Raw genomic sequence first — 22,046 nt, 5'->3', positions numbered from 1 at the left:
TATCAGCCCACAAGTCTTGCGACCGCATCCGCAGGCGACATGGTCTCGCGGGAGCCGTCACTTCGCCGCTTGATCTCGACCTTGCCGTCGGCGAGCCCCTTCGGCCCGATCATGATCTGCCAGGGAATGCCGATCAGGTCGGCGGCGGCGAACTTGGCGCCGGCGCGCTGGTCGGTGTCGTCATAGAGCACATCGACGCCCTTGGCGGTGAGCTCGGCATAAAGCTTCTCGCAGGCCGCATCGACGGCGGCATCGCCCTGCTTGAGGTTGAGGATCGAGACGCGGAACGGCGCCACCGCCTCCGGCCATTTGATGCCGGCATCATCATGACAGGCCTCGATGATGGCACCCAACAGGCGCGAAACGCCGACGCCGTAGGACCCGCCATGGATCGGCACGTCGACGCCGTCGGGCCCTGCCACCAGCGCCTTCATCGGCTCGGAATATTTGGTGCCGAAGTAGAAGATCTGCCCGACCTCGATGCCGCGGGTGTTCACCCGCTTGTCCGCGGGCACCTCCTGCTCGAAGCGCGCGGCGTCGTGAACGTCCTCCGTCGCCGCATAGACCGAGGTCCATTGCTTGATAATCGGCGTCAGGTCGCCGTCATAATCGACATCCTCGCCCGGAACCGGCAGGTCCAGCACGTCGCGATTGATGAAGACGCCGGATTCGCCGGTCTCCGCCAGCACGATGAACTCGTGGCTGAGATCGCCGCCGATCGGGCCGGTCTCGGCGCGCATCGGGATCGCCTTCAGCCCCATCCGCGCAAAGGTGCGCAAATAGGCGACGAACATCTTATTGTAGGCGACGCGCGCCGCGGCCTCGTTGAGGTCGAATGAATAGGCGTCCTTCATCAGGAACTCGCGGCCGCGCATCACGCCGAAACGCGGACGCTGCTCATCGCGGAATTTCCATTGGATATGATAGAGATTGAGCGGGAGGCTCTTGTAGGACTTCACATAGGCGCGAAAGATCTCGGTGATCATTTCCTCGTTGGTCGGCCCGTACAGGAGCTCGCGCTTGTGGCGATCGGCAATGCGCAGCATCTCCGGGCCATAGGCGTCGTAGCGGCCGCTCTCGCGCCAGAGATCAGCCAGCTGGAGCGTCGGCATCAAAACCTCGATCGCGCCGGAGCGATCCTGCTCCTCGCGCACGATCTGCTCGATCTTCTTGAGCACGCGGAAGCCGAGCGGTAGCCAGGCGTAAATGCCGGCCGCCTCCTGCCGGATCATGCCGGCGCGCAGCATCAGCCGATGCGAGACGATCTCCGCCTCTTTCGGATTTTCCTTCAGGATGGGCAGAAAGAACCGCGACAACCGCATGGCAATACTCTGGGAATCAGTGATCGGTTGCAGTGAAACCGGATTGAGAGCGAAAATACAAGACCGAGAATGAGGAAAAGCCGCTAAGCAGCGGAATTGCTGTCATTTTTCCGTCGGACTTCAGGTTCAGCGCGAACCGCGCCTTAACGCGATGTGACGTCGAGTTCATCCTCGAGCGTGATTTGCTCGAAGTCGCTCACCAGTACGTCGATCCGCGCGTGCCAGCGGCCGGCAAAGGGAAGCTCGACCTTGCGCACATGCCAGTGGCCGTCCGGCCCCAGCGAGGCCTTCCGCTCCATCGGCTCGATGCCGCGCTCGGGCAGGCTCAGCGTCAACGTCGTCTCCCTTGCCGCCAGCGGACTCCCCTCGCCGTTCATGAGCTGGAGCACGACATCATTGATCCCCGGCTTGCCGGGCGAGACCAGGACTTGGAACATCGCCTTGTCGCTGTGGATGTGGATCGCCAGCGGCGTGTCGGGAACGATGGTCCGCGGCGGCGGCGTGAAGCGCCAGCCGGCGACGACGGCCAGGATGGCCAGCGCGATGGCGCATTCGGCCAAGATCGAGCGCATGAGCGCGGGCGTCCCTGTCCCGTCCCGGGCCAGCGCCGGTGTGAGCCGGAACCGGTTGAGTGCCGCCAGCGCCAGCAATCCCGTGACCAGAACGAGCTTGCTCGCGAGGATCATCCCGTAACGGGTCTCCACCAACGCTCCCGGCTTTTCGAGCTGCACGATTGCGAGAGCGAGGCCGGTCACGGCCAGCACACCGACCGCCAGCGCAGCGATGCGGGAAAAGCGGTTCACGATTGGGAGCGGCGCCGTCGTCGAACGCGAGACCAGGGCGACGAGCGGCGCAAGCGCACCGATCCAGATGGCGACACCGAGGCCGTGAAGAAAGATCGCCGGACGCATCAGCACCTCCGGCGGGGCGGTTGCGGCGTGCCCAGTCATGGCGAGCGACAGCCCGACGCCGACCAACGCCACGATCGCAAGAGCGCGCGCGTACCACGCGCTTCGCAGCGCCATCAGCGCCAGCAGCATCGCCGCGATGGCGACCAGCAGGGCGGGACCGGCACTCGCCCCGAGCGCGACTTTCCAGGGTGCGGCGGTCGTGAGAGCTGTTAGCGGCAGGCCGAGAAGGTCGAGGCCCAACGCGCCGAGAGACGCTGCAGCACCGGGGATACCGATGGCGATCGCCATGCGCGGCACGGCCATGCCGATCATCGACCATGCGATCCAGCGCGCGAAGAACACGCCGCCGACGCCGACGAACAGCCCGAGATAGAGGCCGACGCGCGCCAGCCAGATCAGTGCATTCACCCCGCCGTCCACGGCGGCGGGGAGCTTCGTCGCCGTCGGCATGCCGATCGAGAAGATCACCGAACCGGCGATGGGATGGCCGTCCTGCGAGATCACGCGATAGCTGACGACCGCGGTGCCCTCAGGCAGATCCACAGGTATCGCCACCGAAATCGTCTCGCCGGATGCGCTGATGCGTACATCGTCCCGCGCTCTGCCGGCACCGTCGATCAGCCGGATCGCACCGGGCGTCACAGCCTCGCTGAAGCGCAGCTCCACCGCCTTGGGCGCGGCCGCGAGCATGCTCCCGCTCGGCGGCTCGACCGAGATCAGCGCCGCGTGCGCCCACGCCGCGCCCGCGAATCCGGCGGCGAACAGCAGGGTCGCGAGCGCGGCGAAGAAGCGCATCAGGATTTCGGCAGCAGCTTCACGCCCGGCGCCGGCGACTTGCCCTCGGACTTGCCCTCATGCGAATGCCCTGCTCCCTCGGTTGGGATTTCGATCCAGCGGCTGACGCCGGTCTCGCATTCCTGAACGACGGGGAAGTATAGAATCGTGTTCGGCTTGAGCTTGTCGGTCAGGACCGTATGCATGACGAACTCGTCATAGTGCTTGTCCGGCAGCTTGCCGCCGGACCACGCCACCTCCTTGACACCGGAGGAGAGCTTGTTGCCGTGATAGTCGTATTCGACGGCATATTTGCCCTCGACGACATCGACATTCCAGCCCGCCTTCGGCATCGGCTTCACCGCGATCACGCCTTCCGGGATCTGCACGCGGATCTTCACCGTCGGCGAGCCCGCGCAACCGTGCGGCACGGTGAACACAGCCTTGTAGGAAGCACCGACCGTCGCTTGCTTGGTCTCGAGCGACACGTGCGCCGCCGCCGGCGAGACAGCGAGCGCGGCAACCAGGATCAGGCAGGCTCTCTTCATGTTCGGTCTCCCGGGAGTTGAGATCGGTCTCATTTCATTTTCATTCCCGAATGATCCGGCATCTTCTTCATGTCCATGTGACCCGAATGCCCGGCATCGCCGGGGGCCTGCGCGCCGACGCCCTGGACGTCGAGAGAGACGGCGACCTTGCCGGCCTTCTCGAATTGCAGCGTCACCGGCACCTTGTCGCCCTGCTTGAACGGGCCCTTCAGCTCCTGGAGCATCAAATGATTGCCGCCGGGCGCGAGCTTCACCATCTTGCCGGGATCGACCACCAGCCCCTTGTCGAGTGCGCGCATCTTCATCACGCCGTTATCCATCGCCATCTCGTGGATCTCGGCCTTGCCGGCGATGTCGGCCGACACGCCGACCAGCCTGTCCGGCGCCGTCCCCTTGTTCTCGATGACGAGATAGCCGCCTGCAACCTTTGCGCCGCCCGGGGTCGCACGGCTCCACGCCTGCGAGATGACGAGATCGCCGGCCTTGACGTCTTCGGCCAATGCGGCCGCGCTGCCGCTTAGCAGAATGGCGATGGCGAAAAGTGTTTGTCTGGTCCTGTTCATTTTGGTTCCCTCGTAATTGATCTGGCGATCGCGTAAGGTTGTTTCAGCGAGCCCGCAGCACTTACCATCGATACCGCATTCCGGCATAAACCGCCCGTCCCGTTCCCGGCTCGAACAAAGTCGACGCCGCAGTCGCGCGGTCGATGATGCTGGCGCTTGCGATATAGATCCGGTTGGTGAGGTTACGGCCCTCGACGTAGGCGGAGAATGGACCGCCATTGTCAAAGCCGGCCTTCAGTCCCAACAATGCATAAGGCTCCGTCGTCACCGTATTCATGCTGTCAACGAAATAGGCCTTCGGCACCCATTCGACGTTAGGTCCGATATAGAGGCCCGTCGGATGCTTGTAGAGCAATTCGGCGCGCAAATAGTGACGAGGCGCTCCAGGTAGCTGATTGTTGCCGAAGGTAGCATCGTTGTCGAAGCGAAAGTCGTTATAGGTGTAGGCCAGATTGAGCCACACCTTGTCCGGCGCGCTTCCCACTACGAAGAGGTCCTGGAAGATCGCAGCCCCCGCGCCGGCTTCGATGCCCTGGTGGATGGTCCGATCCGCATTGGTCACGTTGCAATTGCCGAAGGCGCTGTAGAGGCATAGCAGTTCGTCGCGGATGTTGGCGCGATAAGCGGTCAGCTCCCACGAGTAGTCCGGCCTCCGCATGCGCGTCCCGATCTCGTAGGTCGTCGCGATCTGGGCGCGGATGCTGGTAAACGGAATCGTCGGAATGCCCGGCCCATTTGAACTCTCGCCGAAGCTCGGCACTTCGGCGCTCCGCGACACGTTGGCGAAAGCCTGCCATGTCGGATCGATCTGCCACAGCAAGCCCGTTTTCGGCGACCACAGATTGAAACGGGTCGCCCCCGATTGATCGCCGTTGCTGAGAAAACGGTCCTGCCGGTTGCGAGTCGCATGGAGAAACTGCGTTCCGGCTATCGCCGCAACGCTGGGGAGGAAATAGAAGCTGTCTTCAACGTAGACGGATGTGTTCTTCGAGCGATCGATCGACGACGAGAGCAGAGCTCCCTTTTGTCCAGCGATGTTGGCGAATTGCTGATTGTCGATGCTGCCATTCAGCACGTTGACACCCGCAACCAGCCTGTTGCGAAAGCCGCCGATGAAGCGCTCGTCGGTAACTTTCGCGAAGCCTCCGTAGTCCTTGTAACGATAGTCGAGCCACTGGAAAATCGGATGCATCAGATGGCGATCGACGCCGAAGGCTCCGAATTCAACCTTGGTCTGGTCGAAACGGATCGTGGTCTTGTTTGCCAGCCTGACCGTGTCGATGTTGCGCTGCTGATCCATGGCAACATTTGCCGGAGCTGCAGCCTCGGGATTGGTCAGCGCAGACGCCTTGGTAACGGTGCCGGGAATGCGTTGCCGCACCTCGTTGGCGTTGAGATAGAAGCGCGTCTCGAAATCCGGCGAAAACTGATAGCCGACATTGGCGCTGAGCCGGTTGCTTGAGCCAAAGCTGTGGTCTCGAAAACCGTCCGCGGCCTGCGTCGAGGCCGTGACGAAGCCGTCCCAAGCACCGTTTGCTCCGCCAGCGTTGGCCTGGAAGCGCTTGTATCCGAAGCCTCCCATATCGACGGAAACCCCGTTCGGAAACGGATCGCGGCCGGTCGGCGTCACGAAGTTGATCGCTCCGCCAAGCGAGTTCGCTCCGAACTGGAGCGCGTTGCCGCCCTTGTAGACCTCAACGTACTTGTAGGCGGTAGGGTCGATCTCCTGGAAATCGCCGTAACCGTCCGCGGTGTTGATCGGGATGCCGTCCATATAGAGCTGCACGCCGCGCAGATGGAAATTACGCGACAGCCCGGAGCCTCGGATCGAGAGCCGGGTGTCGTCGCCCCATTTAGGCTGGGCGAAGATGCCAGGGACGTAGTCGAGAACGTCCTTGATTGTGCTCGCGGGCGTAGAATTCCGGTAGGCCTCGGCTGTCACCAGCGCCACGCCGCCCGGCGTCTGGTTGATTTCCGCCAGGGCCTGCTGCGCCGTCAGAACGGTCAACGCGCCTGGACCGCTGGCGCCCTCACCCTGCGGACGCGCCGCTTGTTGCGGAGCCGCGGTGCGCGCGAGCGTTGATCGCACGGGAGTCCGCTGCGAGCGGGCCGGCGCAGCGCGCCTTTCGCGTGGCGACTCGACTGTCACCGGAGGAAGTTCGAGCCGATTTTCCTGCGCGTCGGCGAGCTGTGGCAGGGAGAGAGCAGACAGAGAAGCAAGCAAAATTCCGCGCGCGGAAGCGCTTTGGAACAAACCAAGGCGAGACATGTGAAAATTCCCGATACCGGCGCGAGCGCCGGTGCATTGCGAATCCCCGTGCAGCAGCCGCTGACGGGGCAGATTCGTGGCTAGATCAGGAAAATTGAGGCGGGGCGCGCGCCTGGGCGCTCGAGCCCTTGTGAACGGTGATGGCGGACGCGTCCGCCGGACGCCACACCACCCGCTCGGCATGGCGAACGGGAATCGCGAGCGCAGCGTAGGTCGGCGAATCGAGCGACGCGCTGGCCTGGGCCAGACAACACAGGGCGCACGCGCCGGCATGAGCGGTCGGCGATCCGGTCTGATCGCTTAGGCCGCCCGGCTCGCTCGCACTATGGCAGATGACGCCGGCAGACAGCGGATCGGCGGCGGCAAGGCCCGTCGCCCAGCAGGCGGCAATCGGCGCCAGCACCTGCATCGCCAGGGCGAGCAGGACCAGGGGCAGGAATTTTTGTAGCCGTGCGCGCATTCGCCGAACCGTTCGTTCGTCTGCTAACTAAACACCGCACCCAGCTCCAAGTCGAGGCCAGCACCGCCTCCCTTCTTGCCCCAGCGCAAATTTGTCCAAAATCGTGACCTGGATAACCCAGCATAGGATGGACAGCGGCCATTTGAGGCAGGTCAAACGGACCCGCGCTCAACAGATTTCTTTTATTTGTCATATACTTGCGGGCCATGGCGCCCGATCATTTCGTCTACTGACCGAATTTTGAACATTCGTTGCCGAAAATGATGACAAGTGAGAAAAGTTGATCTAGCATCCCTCTCGCTCAGGCTGGCCGTGAGGTCAAAGTCTGGTGGTCCAAGTCTCGGGAGGAGCCCCTGACGCGCAAAATGCAGCGTCGCCCCGTCAATCAAGAGCAAATCTTAGAATCGGGGATAATAGGGTCGACACAATTTTTGAGCGGGGCCAGGGCCCCGCTCTTTTTTTGTCCGCGAGGCTGACGCGCGGATGCGTGCTTTGCGCAATCCAATCGAAATCAGCTTCGTGCTGGCGGCCGCGCGCTGCGAAGATCTCACGCCCTGCGTCTACCGACGCCTGTTCGACGAGCATCCCGAGACGCGGGCGATGTTCCGTTTCGACGGCCGCGACCTCGTGAAAGGATCGATGCTCGCGCTGGCGATCGAGGCGATCCTCGATTTCGCCGGTCAGCGTCGCGGGCATTTCCGGCTGATCGCCTGCGAGGCCGCCTCGCACGATGGCTATGGCACGCCGCGTGAGCTGTTCATCGCGTTCTTCACCATCATCAGGGATACGCTGCGCGACCTGCTCGGCGATCAATGGACAACCGAGATTGCGCGAGCCTGGGACGCATTGCGCGCCGACATCGACACGCTCGCCGGCGCGACGGCCTGACACTTTGCGCTGCACCAACGCGGCTGCTGCAATGTTGGCGAGTGATTGCAGATTGAGTGGCGGCAACTCTTGTGAGACACTTTCGGACATCGGTCGCGCAATCAATGACGCGCCGACGATATAACTTCATGGGAGCGAGCGATGTCCGGGACGAAAGATTTCTCGACGACGAGGCGCGATCTTCTTCAGGCGGCCGCGACCGCCGGCGCCGGAGCTGCCCTCCTCGGCAGCATGGGCATAAACCCCGCATTGGCCGCCGAGGTCGGGCGAAGCGAGAAGCCGCTGAAGGCGGCGTTCTCCAATGCCGGCCTCCAGGCCACCTGGTGCGCGCAGGGCAAGCAGGCCGCCGAATTCTGGGGCAAGCTGTTCAATGTCGAGGTCACCTGGTTCGACGGCCAGCTCGACGCCGTGAAGCAACGCGCGGCGATCGACAACATGGCTTCGCAGAAATGGGACTTCGTCGCGATCCAGGCCTTCGGCATCGGCACCCTCACCCAGCCCGTGCAGAAGATGATCGACGCCGGCACGCCGGTGATCGACATGGACACGCTGATCGCCCCGCTCGACCAGATCAACGTGCATTCCTTCCTCGCTCCCGACAACGAGTTCATGGGCGCCTCGGTGACGCAGGCCCTCTGCAACGCCATGGGCGGCAAGGGCAAAATCATCATGACGCAGGGCGCGCTCGGGCACACCGGTGCGCAAGGGCGCGCCAAGGGCTTCAATTCGGTGGTCAAGCAATTCCCCGGCATCGAGGTGCTCGACACCCAGCCCGCTGATTGGGACGTCTCCAAGACGGCGCGGCTGTGGGAAACCTATCTGACCAAGTATCCCCAGATCGACGCGGCATTCTTCCACAACGACGACATGGCGCTCGCCGCCGCCAACATCATGAAGGCGCGCGGCCGCACCAACATCCTGATCGGCGGCGTCGACGCCATGCCGCCGGCGATCCAGGCGGTGAGCGAAGGCCGCATGTTCGCGACCGTCCGCAATCCCTCCTGCCGCATCCACGGCGGCGCCATCATCGCCGGCGTCTCGGCCGTGGTCGGCGGCGAGAAGAGCGGACAAGGCATTCCCAAGAACGTCGTCACCGACGGCCCGGTCGTGACCAAGGCCAACGCCGCCGGGATGCAGTGGATGCAGGATCACTTCCTGATCTGAACTTTCATGTCCGAGGGTCGTCCGCCCATCCTTGAACTGCAGGGCATCACGAAGAGCTTCGGCGGCGTCGAGGCACTTCGTGGTGTCGACTTCGCGCTCCATCCCGGCGAGATCCATGGTCTCGTCGGCGAGAACGGCGCCGGAAAAAGCACGCTGATGAAGATCATCGCCGGCGTGCACACCGAATTCTCCGGCCGCTTCCTGATCGGGGGGGTGGAGACGCATTTCCGCTCGGCCCGCGATGCGCATACGGCCGGCATCGCCATGGTGCACCAGGAGCTTTCCGTCGCGCCCGACCTCACGGTCGCCGAGAACGTCTTCCTCGGCAACCAGCCGACCAACGCCCTCGGCTTCGTACAATGGCGGCGGATGGCGCGCGAGGCCGGCGAGCAGCTCGCCCGCTTCGGCATCGACGTCGATCCGATGTCGCGGCTGGGCGACCTCCCCATCGGGTTGCAGCAGCTGATCGAGATCGCGCGCGTCCTATTCTCCGGCGCCCGCATCATCATCCTGGACGAGCCGACCTCCGCGCTCTCCCCGCCCGAGGTCGAGCGCTTGTTCGCGACCCTTCGTCGGCTGCGCGAGGACGGCACTGCAATCGTCTTCATCTCGCATTTCATCGAGGACATCCTGCTTGTCTCCGACACGGTGACCGTGTTCCGCAACGGGCGGAAGGTCGCGGAGACCGCGAGCGCGGCGACCAGCAAGGGCGCGCTGATCGAGGCCATGATCGGCCGCGGCGGCGAGGCGCTCGAGCACAGCTATACCGACGATTTGATGCTGCCGCGGCCAAGCGACAGCCAGGTCGTTCTCAAGGTCGATCAGCTCTCGCTGTCCCGCAGCCTGAAGGACGTCTCGTTCGAGGCGCGCGCCGGCGAGGTGCTCGGCATCTACGGCTTCATGGGCTGCGGCCAGCAGGAGCTGTCGCGCATCCTGTTCGGCAAGCTGAAGCCGGACACCGGCACGCTTTTCGTCGACGGAACGCCGAAGACCTTCGCCAGCACGGCGGCGGCACGGCGTGCCGGCGTGGCGCTGGTGCCGGAGAGCCGGCGCGACATGCTGTTTCATCAGGAGCCGGTCTACAAGAACATCTCGATCAGCATTCTCGACCGCATCTCCGCGCTGCTGCTCAAGCCGGCGCAGGAGCGCGACATCGCGAAGCGTCAGGTCGAGCAGTTGCAGATCCGGCCGCCGGTGGTCGGTCTCGACCTCGGCATGCTCTCCGGCGGCAATCAGCAGAAGGTCGCGCTGGCGAAATGGCTGACCTATCCGCCCAAGCTCCTGGTGCTGTGCGAGCCGACCCGCGGCATGGATGTCGGCGCCAAGAACGACGTCATCAACATCGTCCGCGACCTCCGCACCAAAGGGCTCGCGATCATCGTGCTGTCGACCGAGCCGGAAACGGTGCTGTCGCTGGCAGACCGCATCCTCGTGCTCAAGCGCGGCGCATTGGTGCGGGAATTCAGGAACGAGCCGGTCAGCAAGGACCGCCTGCTGGAAGCGGCGTGACGGAGAAGCACATGAGCAGCGAGACGGCTTTAGCGGCGGGGCAGCGGACGCGGGGCCTTGCCCCCTTCCTGCGCTCGCAGATGCGCAACATCGCCCCGTTCCTCACCCTGATCTTCCTGTCCGCCTTCTTCGCCTTCGCCAGCCCCTCCTTTGCGACGCTGGACAATCTCGGCAACATCCTGACGCAGGTATCGGTCACCGGCATCATCGCGGTCGGACTCACCTTTGTGATCCTCTGCGCCGAGATCGACCTCTCGATCGCCAGCATCGCCAACGTCACCGGCATCGCCGTCGCCTACTTCACGCTGCAGGAATCCTACGTCAACATCGCCAACATCCCGCTGCCCGGCGCGGTCGCGATCCTGCTGTCGATCCTGCTCTGCGCCCTGCTTGGCCTCGTCAATGCGCTGGGGCTGACCGTGATCGGCATCCCCTCCTTCATCATGACCTTGGCGATGATGCAGATCGCCGCCGGCATCTCGGCGCTGCTGGTGCGCGGCCAGATCGCCTACAAGGTCCCGAGCCTCGTCACCACGCTCGGCTCGGGATCGATCGGCGGCATTCCCTGGATCGTCATCGTCGCCGCCATCATGCTGCTCGCCGGTCACCTCGTGCTGACCTACACGCGCTTCGGCCGCTACGTCTACATGGTCGGGGGCAACCGCGAGGCGGCCGAATATTCCGGCCTCAACGTCAAGCTCATCCTAGGCAGCGTGATGGTGATCTCGGCGGTCTGCTCCGGCATCGGCGGCATGCTGGGTGTCGCCCATTTCGGCAGCGCGCAGCAGAACGAGTTCGATACTTACCTTCTCGACTCCATTGCCGCGGTCGTCGTCGGCGGCACCAGCCTGTTCGGCGGCCGCGGCGGCATCGGCAACACCATCGTCGGGCTGTTCGTACTCGGCGTTCTCAACAACGGCCTCGACCACGTCAACATCGACAGCTTCCTGAAGATCCTGATCCGCGGCCTGATCCTGCTGGCGGCGCTGGTCATCAACGTCTACGCGCAGCGCTTGAGGGAGAAGGCGGCGGACTAGACGCTCTTCAAGACAAAAAGCGCGAAAACAACCCCATGCACAGTAGCCGGGGCCAGCAGAATCAATGACTTGCCAGTGACGCTCCGCGCCTGCGGATTTCACGAAGTCCGTTTGACGCGTCGAGCAAAACAGGGCCACGATGTCATCGGCACCTCAGGGTGACGGCTCGATATCCGCAACGCGCGAAAATCGAAAATCGCAGTGGCTCGCACCGCCCGCCAACGTTTGTGTCCGTTCCAGGCGGATGCCTCGCGTTGCATAGGCGTCGAAATCGAGCCCGCAGATGTTCGGCAGGATATCGTTGTCGCCGTGGCGCGCCGCGAGCTTGCAGAAGCCGCAGGCCTTGTAGTTGATACCGAATTCGAACTTGTCGTGCGGACCCGGCTCGACGAAATCGTAGACGAAGTCTTCCGGAAACTGCTCCTGATGGCTCTCGGTGACGCTTCTTGCCGCCTGCTCGCGCAACAACGCCTGGTTCTCCGGCGACATGAACTGGCGGCCCGAGGCGAGGCGCTCGGCTTCGGGCACCCCGAGCAATTGCGCCTTGTAGGTTTCCCGCTCGATCTCGCCGATCACGGCCACCGGCACGCCGTGCCGTTGCAGCACCCGGCTGATGGCCATGAAGCCCGTCAGGCGCATGAAGAAATCGCTCATGCGGCTTGCCGCGCCGCCGACATAGGGCATCTGGGCGAGCACGATCTCGAATTCGTCCATCACCTCCCGGCTGCTTCCGTCGGTATCGGCCAAGTGCGCGCGCTCGCGCAACATTGTTCCGGCAAGGTCGATGCGATCGCGCATGGCGGCCACCATGGCGCTTCGATGCGCCTCGTAGAAGGGATGGACGATCTCAGTCATTGGTCACCCAGTTCGGTTCGTTTCATTGCGAGGCCGGCAAAGCCCGGCTTCATTCCGCGGCGATCGCCTCGATCTCCAGCAGCCATTTGCTGTCGACAGTCTCGACGATCACGACTGTCAAGGCGGGCTGGTGCTCCCCGAGCATTGCGCGCCGAATGATACGGTTGGGCACGACCTGGTTGCGGTCGGTCAGGAACGTCGTGATCTTGACCAGATGCTCGACGCCAAGGCCGGCCGCGGCGAGCACTTCCTTGACGTTGCGCCAGGCCTGCTCGCATTGCGCCTCGAAACCCTCTGGCACGGTGCCGTCGGAGCTTTCAGGGACCTGGCCGCTGATAAACAGCAGGCGGCGATGCTGCCTCAGCTCAAGTCCCATGCTGTAGCCGCCCAACGGCGCGTTGACCGTTGCAGGATTGTGGCTGACGATGTGAGCTGGGGACATGGCATTTCTCCGGATTGCGAGCCGACCCTACCCGCCGGCATCGCGGCCGCGCAAAGCATCATTCCTGCGGTTCAGCGCAAGAAAATCTATTGCAACGCCCCGGCCCGGCAGTGTCAAAGTGCGGCGCGATGACCTACGCTCTTCCACCACTCAACGCGCTCCGCGCCTTCGAAGCCGCCGCACGGCATCTCAGCTTCAAGCTGGCCGCGCACGAGCTGCACGTGACGCCTGCTGCCGTAGGGCAGCAAGTGAAAGCGCTGGAGGCGCGCCTTGGCGTGCAGCTGTTCGAGCGGCTGCATAAGCAGCTCATCCTCACCGCGGCCGGACAGGCCTACCTGCCCGGCATCTCCGAAGGTTTTCGCCACATTGCGGAGGCGACCTCGCAATTGAAACCGGCAGGCGCGATGCAGCTTCAATTGGGAGTCCATGGCAGCTTCGACCTGCGCCGGCTCGATCTGGCTGCGTTTCGCAGCACCCATGCGGAGATCGGCTTGCGGGTGCTGCAGCCGGCCGGCCTGCACGAGTTGGTCGAGGGCAAGGTCGACCTGTTGATCGCCCGCGGCCTCGGCCATCATCCGGGCTATCGCTGCGACCGGGTCAGCGAGGGCGCGGGCCTCGGCGACTGGCTGATTGCGCCCGAGGGCACCGCGGATTGCCCCGAGATCGTCAGTTTTCGTGCATGGCTGCGGGCCCTGCCGACCGAGATGCCGCATGCAAACCGACGCCCGCGCCTGGTTGGCGGCGTCGGAAGTTGAGGGCGACAGGGAGCAGCAGGACCCCTAGCCGAGGCTCGCGGTTCCGACCGCAGTCACCTCGCTCCGCCTGCGCCTCACCCTCTGCGAACAAGCCCTCGCCTGGCGCGTTTGCCGAAAAAGCATCGCAGGCGGAGCCTCGAAGGATGAGCGGCCGAGCCGCAAGCCGGGCCGTCGCCCTTCGAGGGCCGCTGAAGAAGCGGCCGCCTCAGGGTGACGGAGATAGAGCGACGCTCGCCGTGCCAGCCCGTCGTTGCGAGCGCTCCGGACTTCACGTTGCGCCCCGTCATCCTGAGGTGCGAAGCCTGCGATGCGAAAGCATCGCAGGCGGAGCCTCGAAGGATGAGCGGCCAAGATGCCAGCCGGGCCGTCGCCCTTCGAGGGCCGCTCAAGAAGCGGCCACCTCAGGGTGACGGAGATAGAGCGAGGCCCGCTGCCGCAATCTCCTCGCTGCGCCAGCACCGCACCGCATGTCCATCGGCGCGCGTCTCCAGCGCCGGGCCCGGCTCGCTCCGGCACACCGCCTCCGCATGACGACAGCGCGGGCTGAAGGCACAGCCGTTGGGTGGATTGAGCGGGTTGGGAAGGTCCCCGCCCGTCGTCGCCAGCGGGGCGTGGCGCAAGGGATCGGGGATGGCGGCGATCAGGGCCTGCGTGTAGGGGTGCGCCGGCCGCTCGAAGATCTCACGCCAGTGGCCGTTCTCGACGATGCGGCCGAGATACATCACTGCGACGCGGTCGCTCATGTGCTCGACGACGCCGAGATCGTGGCTGATCATGATGTAGGACAGACCGAGCGTCTCCTTCAGCTCCAGCAGCAGATTGATGATCTGGGCGCGGATCGAGACGTCGAGCGCCGACACCGGCTCGTCGCAGATGACGATCTTGGGATTGAGGATCAGGGCGCGGGCAATGCCGATGCGCTGGCGCTGGCCGCCCGAGAACTCGTGCGGGTAGCGGCCGGCCTGCTCGGGCCGCAGGCCGACATGCCGCAGCATGGTGGCGACGCGGTCCTCGATCTCGCTTTTCGCGGTCACGCCGTGCACCCGCAGCGGATCTTCCAGCGTGCGGCGCACGGTCTGGCGCGGATTGAGCGAGGCGTAGGGATCCTGAAACACCATCTGCACGGTGCGCGCCAACGCCTTGCGGTCGCCGGATTGCCTGGTCGTGACGACCTCCCCGTCCAGCACGATGCGGCCGCGCGTCGGCGTCAGCAGGCCAAGGATCGACAAGGCGACCGTCGACTTGCCCGAGCCGGACTCGCCGACGAGGCCGAGGCATTCGCCGCGTTTCAGCTCGAGGTCGACACCGTCCACGGCACGAAGCAGCCGCCGGCCGCGGCCCAGCAGGCCGCCGCCCAGCGGAAAATGGACCGCGAGATCCTCGATGCTGAGAATGAGATCGTCGTCCGGCCGCCGCTCACCCGGCATGTTGCGCGGCTCATGCATGGTGATGACACCTCACCAGACCGCCCGCCGCCAGCAAGTCCGTCGCCGGCACGACCGTCCGGCAGATCTCGGTCGCCTGCGTGCAGCGCGGATTGAACCGGCAGCCATCGGGGAAGTTCGTGATGGCGGGAACGACGCCCGCGATTTCCTGGAGCCTGCCGCGGCCGAGCGCCGCGCGGCTGCCGAGCCGCGGCAGCGAGTCGACCAGGCCTTGCGTGTAGGGGTGCGAGGGCGCCCGAAAAATATCGGCCGAGCCGCGCTCCTCGACGATGCGGCCGGCATACATCACGGCGACGCGGCGGCAGACATTGGCGACGAGGCCGAGATCGTGGCTGATCATCAGGATCGCCGTTCCCCGCTCGGCGCAGAGATTCCGCATCAGCTCGATGATTTCGGCCTGCACGGTGACGTCGAGCGCGGTGGTCGGCTCGTCGGCGATCAGGAGATCCGGCCCGCAGGCCAGCGCAATGGCGATCATCACGCGCTGGCGCATGCCGCCGGACAGCTGGTGCGGATAGTCCTTCACCCGCCGCTCGGGCGCGGGCACGCGGACGCTTGCCAGCGCCTCGACCGCCAGCCGGTTGGCTTCCTGCCAGCTCTTGCCCTTGTGCAGCACGAACATCTCGGCGATCTGCCTTCCCACGGGCGAGACCGGATTCAGCGCCGTCATCGGCTCCTGGAAGATCATGGCGATCCGGTTGCCGCGCAGCTCCCGCTGCCTGCCGGCCGAAAGATGCTGGATCTCTTTGCCCTCGAACCGGATGACGCCGCCGCCGATCGCCAAGGGCGGCCGCAACAGGCCGATCAAGGCGAGCGCCGTGATGCTCTTGCCGCAGCCGGATTCGCCGACGAGGCCGAACGTCTCGCCACGGTCGATGCGGAATGAAACGTCCTCGGCCGCCGCGACACGGCCCGATCCGACATCGAGATCGAGCCGGAGATTTTCGACTTCGATCAGCGGCGTTCCCGTCATGTGCGCCGGCTCCGCGATTGGGGATCGAGAATGTCGCGCAAACCGTCCCCGAGCAGATTGAGGCCGAGCACCGTCAGGAAGATGGCGAGGCCCGGAAACACCGAGAGCCACGGCGCCGTCGTGATCTGCTCGCGGGCCTCCGACAACATGCTGCCCCAGCTTGGAAAGGGCGGACGGACGCCGAGGCCGAGGAACGACAATGCGGCCTCGGACAACACCGCGCTGCCCATGCCGAGCGTGCCGATGACGATGATCGGCCCGAGCATGTTCGGCAGGAGCTGCGTGATCATGATGCGCAGATCGCCGTAGCCGAGCACGGTCGCCGCCTGCACATAGCCCTGGCTCCGCAGCGACAGCGCCGAGGCCCGCGCGATCCGGCACGTGAAGGACCAGTTGGTCAGCCCGAGCGCGATCAACAGGCTGGTGAGGCCGGGGCCGAGCACCGCCATGATGGCCAGCGCGAAGATCAGCGAAGGGATCGCGAGCATGAGATTGGTGAGGGCGTTGACGAAATCGTCCCACCAGCCGCCAAAATAGCCGGCGCTAAGCCCTAAGGCCACGCCGATGACGCTGTTGATCAGCTGCGAGATGATGCCGACGGTCAGCGAGACCCGCGCGCCGTAGACGACGCGGGAATAGATGTCGCGGCCCTGATCGTCGGTGCCGAACCACCAGGTCCAGCTCGGCGGCTCCTCTGCGTTCATCAGGTTGGCGTCCATGACGGGATCGGTGTGCGCCAGCCAGGGCGCGAGCAGGCCGACCAGGATCGCCAGCGCGAACAACACGCCACCGATGATAAGATTGGGGCGGAGCTTCATGCGTATCTGATCCTGGGATCGATCACGCCGTAGAGCACGTCGATCAGCAGATTGATCGCGAGAAAGGCCATCACCACCACGAGGATGGAGCCCTGGACGGCCGGAATGTCCCGTTGCAGGACGCTGTCGACCAGGAGCGAGCCGATGCCCGGCCAAGAGAACAATTTCTCGACGACGACCGCCTGCCCCATCAACCCGCCGAATTGCAGGCCGACGGTGGTGAGGATGATGACGAGCGCATTGCGCATCACATGCCACTTCACGACCCTGATTTCGCTCATGCCCTTGGAGCGCGCAGTGCGGACGAAATCAGCCGTCATGATCTCCAGGACCGCGGCGCGCGTCGTCCGGGCAAACAGCGCCATCGGCGAGACGCCGAGCGTGACGGCCGGCAGCAGCAGATATTTCAATCCGCCGTCGCCATAGCCGAAACTCGGCAACCAGCCGAGCTTCAACGCGAACAGGTACATCAGGACGAGGCCGAGCCAGAATTTGGCGATGGAGAGGCCCGACACCGCCACGACCATCGCGAGCGTGTCGACGATGCCGCCCGGTTTCAGCGCGGCGATGAAGCCCAGGGGAACGCCGATCAGAATCGCAAAGGCCATGGCCGCGAAGATCAGCTGCAGCGTCGGCCATGCCCGCTTCGCGATCATGGTCGTGACCGGCTCGCGCGTGCGGAACGAGGTGCCGAAATCACCGGTCGCGAGCTTGGCAATGTAGGCGCCGAAACGCACATAGACGGGATCGTCGAGACCGAGCTGCTTCTTCATGCGCAGCTCGACCTGCGGGTCGCTGTCGTCGCTCATGGAGGAGACGATGCTGCCCGGAACGACGCTGAACAGCACGAAGATCAGCAGCACGACGGCGAGCACGGTCGGAACGGTTTGCAGCAATCGACGGATCAGGAAGGAGAGCATCGGCACTGTTCCTCTCTCCCTCCATGGCTTGCGGCGATGGAGGGAGCGCGCGAGCGTAGGTCACTTCGCGGGCGAGGTCTCGTCGACCCAGAGATCTTCGACGTTCTGATGGGTCAGCTCCGTCGCGTTCAGCTGAACCCCCTTGAGCCAAGGCTGCACCGCCATCACCGCCTTGTTGTAGTTGAAGAACCAGACCGGAGCCTCCTCATAGAGCAGTGCATTGGCCTGTTGCAGCAATTCGCCGCGCTTTGCGACGTCGTCGGCCTGCCCTGCCTGCTCGACGATCTTGTCGAAATCGGCATTCTTGTAGGCCATGTAGTTGCAGGCCGGTTGCGGTGTCGACGAGTGGAAGCATTTGAGCGCAGCCAGCGGATCCGGACCGCTGGCCTGGGAATAGATGAAGGCCTGGTAGTCGCCGGTGCGAACCACCTCCGCCAGCACCGCGGTCTCGACCTGCTTGACCTTGGCCTTGATGCCGACCTTGTCCAGCATCGGGATCACGGCCGACACGATCGGCAGGCCCCAGCTTTCATTCGGGCTGGTGGTCCATTCGAACTCGAAGCCGTTGGGATAGCCGGCCTCGGCGAGCAATTGCTTGGCCTTGGCGGGGTCGTAGGGGTAAGGCTTCATGGCCTTGTCGTAGGCGGGCGAGGTCAGCGGCAGCCAGCTGGTGGCGCGATAGGCCTTGCCCTTGACCAGCTTGTTGATGATCAGATCGGTATCGATCGCGTAATTGATCGCCTGCCGCACGCGCTTGTCGGAGAACGGCTTGAACGTGGGATTCATGCCCATGTAGCGCGTGAAGACCTCGGCGACCTCGACGATGGTGCCCTTGAGGGCGGCATCGGACTGATAGGCGACGTATTGCGCAGGTCCCAGCACCGAGGTGTCGATCTCCTTGTTGCGGAAGGCGACGTCGCGCGCCGCGGCTTCGGCCATGATCGACACGACGACCTTGTCGGCATAGGGCTTGCCGGGCTTGTAGAACCGGTCCCACCGCTCCAGCACGATGCGCGACCCCGGCACATGCTCGACGAATTTGAACGGTCCAAGGCCGATCGGCTTCTGGATGAAGCTCTCCTTGGCGCCCTCGTCGGCGGGATAGATCGAAGTCAGCGCGGTGAAGAAGTAGAAGCCCGGATCGACTTTCTCGGTCAGCTTCATCTCAATGGTGAAATCGTCGATCCTCTTCAGGCCGGAGATTTCCTTGGCCTGGCCCTTCTCGACCGCGGCGGCGCCCTCGATGACGCGGACGAACCGCGCCCCGGGATAGGCCTTGGTACCGTCCATGATGCGGTTATAGGACCAGATGATATCGTCGGCCGTCATCTTGCGGCCATTGTGGAAATAGGCGTCGTCGCGCAGCTTGAAAGTGTGAACCAGGCCGCCGCCGGAGACCACTTCCTCCTTGGCGAGTTCCAGAACCGGCTTGCCTTCCGCGGAATTCCAGACGTAGAGCGAGCGATGCAGCGCCTTGGCGTAGATCTCGTCCTGGGCGCGTTGCGTGGTGTGAATGTCGAGGCTCGTGAAGCTCGAGCCGTAGGGCGCCGTCATGCGGATGGTTCCGCCCTTGCGCGGCGTCTGGGCCTCCGCCGTTGCGGCGAGCGCCAGCCCCATTCCCGCGATGATAGCGATCATCCTGAACATCATGTGTCCCCCAACAACGCAATTCGATGCCGATCAGAGATTTGATCATTCGCAGCCCATCGAATGCAAGCTTCGTTTTTGCTGGAGAGCAATGTCAGTTCCGAGATGGCGGCGCTTCGGCGAGGAGCTCGGAGGCCAGGTTGCATCCCCCGAGCGGTGCAAGCCGCACTGACGCGGTGCCGTCATCGGGCGACCCGGGCCGGTGAACATTTTTCCCGGTCAACGCGACCAAGCTCTGGATCGTCATCTGAGCCCTGAGGATTGCCTAAAAAATGAAACGCCGAACGTTAGGCGCCTTGCTCGCCGGCAGCCTGGTGGCCGCGACGGCCGCGATGGCGATTCCCGTTGCGCCGGACGCTCTCCGTGACAGCCCGACGAACACCATCCAGGTCAGCTGGTCCCACACCACACGGTCCAACGGGTACGTCGACGATACATGGTGGGCACTCAGGGACCGTTGCGCCCCGGACTATCTCGGCGGGCGCCTGCTGTGCGACGCCATCGGGCTTCTGGCACGGGCGACAAGCCGGACGTTCGAGGCCAAGATGTCCGACGACATGGGCCTGCCGCTCGCGGAAGGTTGGGGCCTGATGACCGCGAAGAATTCACCGTTCATCAGGTCGGCTCACGTCGAGACGCCGCTTGGTGTCGAGGCCGTGCTCGGCTTCTATCGCGCTGCACTCGCAAAGCGCGGCTGGACCGAAGATGACGGTGCGGTCGTCGCGCCCGATCGGGCCGTCGTCGCCTTCACGACGTCAGATGGGCCGGGGCTGCTGCGGCTGGTCCGTCAGGACAACATGACGATTGCCGACCTCTCGCTGCGTAAGCTGTTGGCCGCCACGTCCGCCATCCAGCCGGCGCCGGGCCGCGTGATGTTGTTGCTCGGCAACAAGACGGACGAAGCGGCCGACGTCACCGTCAATGGGCGAACCATCAAACTGGCGGCTCACGCCGGAGAGAGACTGATCGACTCCGACGTCGCCGCGGACAAATTGCCTGATAGCCAGAAGATCGATCTGTCGCCCGGCACATACAAGGTCACCCTCAAGCTCGACGGCAGCGCGGCCGCGAGCCGGGAGTTCGAGGTCGCGGCCAACGAGGCCTGGGGCCTTCTGGTCGGCCCCGAGGGTGTCCCGCTGCCGATACGGCTGTATTGAGGGCGTCTATCTCCAACCTGACAATTCCGGCATCCAGTCCCGCAGTTTTCGCGCAGCCCCCGTAACGTCGGCGATCGTCCGGAACGTCCCCGTCTCCACCATCATGGCACGTGCCAGCCGCACCGCGCGCGCTTCGCTGATGGCGCGCGTCTTCGGGTCCGCGATCAGCTCGAAGTCGATGTTGTGGGCGAGGCCGAAGATGCGGCGGATGGTCTTTGCGGCGGCGAAGCCGACCGTCTCAGTGAACAGGCGCTGCAGGTAGGCCTGCCGCTCGGCCTCCAGCCGCGCGGCGCCCTTCTCTCCGGCAAAGAGCGAGGCGGGATAGGCGTCGCCTGCCGCGCCGGCGCGCCAGAGCTCGAGGAATTTGCGGGCGAATTCGCTCCAGACCTGCTCGACCGTCTCCAGGACCCAGCCTTCGAAGGCGGCCCGCTCGCCCGGTGAACGCTCGTGACCGGCTGAGGCGAAATAGGCCATCAGGAGGTTGGCGAGCACGGCGCCGACGTCGAACCCCATCGGGCCATAGAACGCGAATTCGGGGTCGATCACCCGCGTCTGGCTCTCCGTGACCATGATCGATCCGGTGTGGAGGTCGCCGTGCAGCAGCGCCTCCGGGCTTGCCATGAACTTCAGCTTCAGCCGGGAGATCGCGACGTGCAGCTCCATGTCATCGCGCAGTTCCGCGGCGAGGGCATCGAGATACGGCGCGGTCCAGCGGTTCTGCTCGGCGATACGGTAGGGATCGGTGAAGATCAGATCCTCGGTGATCTTGCACAGCGCGTGATTGCCGGCGAAAGCGGCGATGCCCTCCTTCTTCTCGGCGGCGGACAGCGCGAGGTCGGAGGTGAAGAACAGGTTGCGCGCCATGAAGGTGGTGATGTCGTCCACAAAGCGCGGATATTGCGTGCCCGCAACCAGCCCCTTGCGCATGATGATATGGGGCTCAAGCAGCTCCATCACCGTCAGCGCCAGATTCTCGTTGTGATGCAGCAAAGCCGGCACGAGACCGGGTGCGAGCTGGGCCTGCTTCGACAGCGCCAGATATTCGTAATGGGCCCGCGACAGCGGCAGCGGCCAGCTTTCGCCGACGAGGCGGACATAGGGCAGCGCCTGCTTGACGGCGACGCCGCCGCGCGCGCCCTTGACGATGAAGACGAGGTTGAGATTGCCGTCGCCGACCTCGGTGATCGTCCAGGACGCCGGCTCGCCGCCCAGCCGGGCCGCGACATCGAAGATCTCTGCAATGTAATCCCGCAAATCGGCTTCATGGAGAATTCGATAACCCTGCCGCCGCGGATCGGCCAACGGTCGAGGCGCTGAACTCATGCCGGTCTCCCCCACTATGCCGGCGGGAGCAGCTGTTCACTCCCATGTCAGGATTTGAGCCGGCCTTCTTTTCGGATCATCATAGCCAAAAAGCGCGCTGGCGCCTATCGCCACAATCGTTCGACTGAACCGAGCGTATCGATGCGCTGTGCAAGCCAGATCGTGTGGCCGCCGCAATCGCGATCGTCGGCGACATGCGACACGACGCGGAAGCCGTTCCGGCCCAGCAGCGACCGATATTCGCTGGCAGCAACGCTGGAAAGCGA

General features: G+C 64.4%; 20 protein-coding genes. 6 read left to right on the top strand and 14 right to left on the bottom strand.

Annotation, left to right across the window (positions count from 1 at the left end):
* Positions 1-2 precede the first annotated feature (2 nt).
* The 6 genes from proS to E4K64_RS16230 all read right to left on the bottom strand — a co-directional run bounded on the left by proS (position 3) and on the right by E4K64_RS16230 (position 6,847).
* Positions 3-1,322, bottom strand: a complete 1,320-nt coding sequence (gene proS, locus E4K64_RS16255) for a proline--tRNA ligase (protein WP_135164410.1) — start codon at positions 1,320-1,322, stop codon at positions 3-5.
* Between the two features lie 143 nt (positions 1,323-1,465).
* Entirely contained in the window at positions 1,466-3,028 is a 1,563-nt protein-coding gene (locus E4K64_RS16250) for a copper resistance CopC/CopD family protein (RefSeq protein WP_135164409.1), read from the bottom strand.
* Positions 3,028-3,555: a YcnI family copper-binding membrane protein gene (locus E4K64_RS16245; RefSeq protein WP_167772040.1), complete on the bottom strand. Its 528-nt coding sequence runs from the start codon at positions 3,553-3,555 to the stop codon at positions 3,028-3,030. The genes E4K64_RS16250 and E4K64_RS16245 overlap by 1 nt, the downstream gene beginning before the upstream one ends.
* 29 nt (positions 3,556-3,584) lie before the next feature.
* On the bottom strand, positions 3,585-4,118 hold the full coding sequence (locus E4K64_RS16240) for a copper chaperone PCu(A)C (RefSeq protein ID WP_135164407.1): 534 nt from the start codon (positions 4,116-4,118) through the stop codon (positions 3,585-3,587).
* Positions 4,119-4,179: 61 nt separating this feature from the next.
* Positions 4,180-6,387, bottom strand: a complete 2,208-nt coding sequence (locus tag E4K64_RS16235; RefSeq protein ID WP_135164495.1) for a TonB-dependent receptor family protein — start codon at positions 6,385-6,387, stop codon at positions 4,180-4,182.
* Between the two features lie 85 nt (positions 6,388-6,472).
* Positions 6,473-6,847 (bottom strand): DUF2946 domain-containing protein, encoded by a 375-nt coding sequence (locus E4K64_RS16230; protein ID WP_135164406.1) that lies wholly within the window; start codon positions 6,845-6,847, stop codon positions 6,473-6,475.
* A gap of 483 nt (positions 6,848-7,330) precedes the next feature.
* Between E4K64_RS16230 and E4K64_RS16225 the strand changes: the two genes are divergently transcribed.
* The 4 genes from E4K64_RS16225 to E4K64_RS16210 all read left to right on the top strand — a co-directional run bounded on the left by E4K64_RS16225 (position 7,331) and on the right by E4K64_RS16210 (position 11,445).
* Positions 7,331-7,735 (top strand): globin, encoded by a 405-nt coding sequence (locus E4K64_RS16225; RefSeq protein ID WP_135164405.1) that lies wholly within the window; start codon positions 7,331-7,333, stop codon positions 7,733-7,735.
* 141 nt (positions 7,736-7,876) lie between these two features.
* A complete protein-coding gene (locus E4K64_RS16220) occupies positions 7,877-8,899 on the top strand; it encodes a sugar ABC transporter substrate-binding protein (RefSeq protein ID WP_135164404.1) in 1,023 nt (340 codons plus the stop codon).
* 6 nt (positions 8,900-8,905) lie between these two features.
* Positions 8,906-10,408, top strand: a complete 1,503-nt coding sequence (locus E4K64_RS16215) for a sugar ABC transporter ATP-binding protein (protein ID WP_135164403.1) — start codon at positions 8,906-8,908, stop codon at positions 10,406-10,408.
* An 11-nt stretch (positions 10,409-10,419) separates the two neighbouring features.
* Positions 10,420-11,445 (top strand): ABC transporter permease, encoded by a 1,026-nt coding sequence (locus E4K64_RS16210; RefSeq protein WP_126257353.1) that lies wholly within the window; start codon positions 10,420-10,422, stop codon positions 11,443-11,445.
* 153 nt (positions 11,446-11,598) lie between these two features.
* Here E4K64_RS16210 and E4K64_RS16205 read toward each other — a convergent pair whose 3' ends face one another.
* A complete protein-coding gene (locus tag E4K64_RS16205) occupies positions 11,599-12,300 on the bottom strand; it encodes an L-2-amino-thiazoline-4-carboxylic acid hydrolase (protein WP_135164402.1) in 702 nt (233 codons plus the stop codon).
* 49 nt (positions 12,301-12,349) lie between these two features.
* Positions 12,350-12,742 (bottom strand): RidA family protein, encoded by a 393-nt coding sequence (locus tag E4K64_RS16200; RefSeq protein WP_135164401.1) that lies wholly within the window; start codon positions 12,740-12,742, stop codon positions 12,350-12,352.
* A gap of 128 nt (positions 12,743-12,870) precedes the next feature.
* Between E4K64_RS16200 and E4K64_RS16195 the strand changes: the two genes are divergently transcribed.
* Positions 12,871-13,497, top strand: a complete 627-nt coding sequence (locus tag E4K64_RS16195; protein ID WP_135164400.1) for a LysR family transcriptional regulator — start codon at positions 12,871-12,873, stop codon at positions 13,495-13,497.
* 401 nt (positions 13,498-13,898) lie between these two features.
* On the opposite strand, the gene E4K64_RS16190 is transcribed toward E4K64_RS16195, so the two are convergent.
* Genes E4K64_RS16190 through E4K64_RS16170 form a run of 5 tightly spaced genes read right to left on the bottom strand, consistent with a single transcriptional unit; the run spans position 13,899 to position 19,303 of the window.
* Positions 13,899-14,942, bottom strand: a complete 1,044-nt coding sequence (locus E4K64_RS16190; RefSeq protein ID WP_135164399.1) for an ABC transporter ATP-binding protein — start codon at positions 14,940-14,942, stop codon at positions 13,899-13,901.
* Positions 14,935-15,915, bottom strand: a complete 981-nt coding sequence (locus E4K64_RS16185) for an ABC transporter ATP-binding protein (protein WP_135164398.1) — start codon at positions 15,913-15,915, stop codon at positions 14,935-14,937. The genes E4K64_RS16190 and E4K64_RS16185 overlap by 8 nt, the downstream gene beginning before the upstream one ends.
* Positions 15,912-16,733: an ABC transporter permease gene (locus E4K64_RS16180; protein WP_135164397.1), complete on the bottom strand. Its 822-nt coding sequence runs from the start codon at positions 16,731-16,733 to the stop codon at positions 15,912-15,914. Before E4K64_RS16180 ends, E4K64_RS16185 begins: the two co-directional genes overlap by 4 nt.
* Entirely contained in the window at positions 16,730-17,653 is a 924-nt protein-coding gene (locus tag E4K64_RS16175) for an ABC transporter permease (RefSeq protein ID WP_135164494.1), read from the bottom strand. Before E4K64_RS16175 ends, E4K64_RS16180 begins: the two co-directional genes overlap by 4 nt.
* A gap of 60 nt (positions 17,654-17,713) precedes the next feature.
* Positions 17,714-19,303, bottom strand: a complete 1,590-nt coding sequence (locus E4K64_RS16170; protein WP_135164396.1) for an ABC transporter substrate-binding protein — start codon at positions 19,301-19,303, stop codon at positions 17,714-17,716.
* 269 nt (positions 19,304-19,572) lie between these two features.
* On the opposite strand from E4K64_RS16170, the gene E4K64_RS16165 reads away from it, so the two are divergent.
* Positions 19,573-20,457, top strand: a complete 885-nt coding sequence (locus E4K64_RS16165; protein ID WP_135164395.1) for a hypothetical protein — start codon at positions 19,573-19,575, stop codon at positions 20,455-20,457.
* Between the two features lie 6 nt (positions 20,458-20,463).
* Here E4K64_RS16165 and mtnK read toward each other — a convergent pair whose 3' ends face one another.
* On the bottom strand, positions 20,464-21,780 hold the full coding sequence (gene mtnK, locus E4K64_RS16160; RefSeq protein WP_135164394.1) for an S-methyl-5-thioribose kinase: 1,317 nt from the start codon (positions 21,778-21,780) through the stop codon (positions 20,464-20,466).
* Positions 21,781-22,046 lie beyond the last annotated feature (266 nt).

Origin of the sequence: Bradyrhizobium frederickii (genome assembly GCF_004570865.1) — a bacterium.
Lineage (GTDB): Bacteria > Pseudomonadota > Alphaproteobacteria > Rhizobiales > Xanthobacteraceae > Bradyrhizobium > Bradyrhizobium frederickii.
The sequence above is the reverse complement of the archived record's forward strand: the minus strand, read 5'-3'. Positions and strand labels throughout refer to the sequence as shown.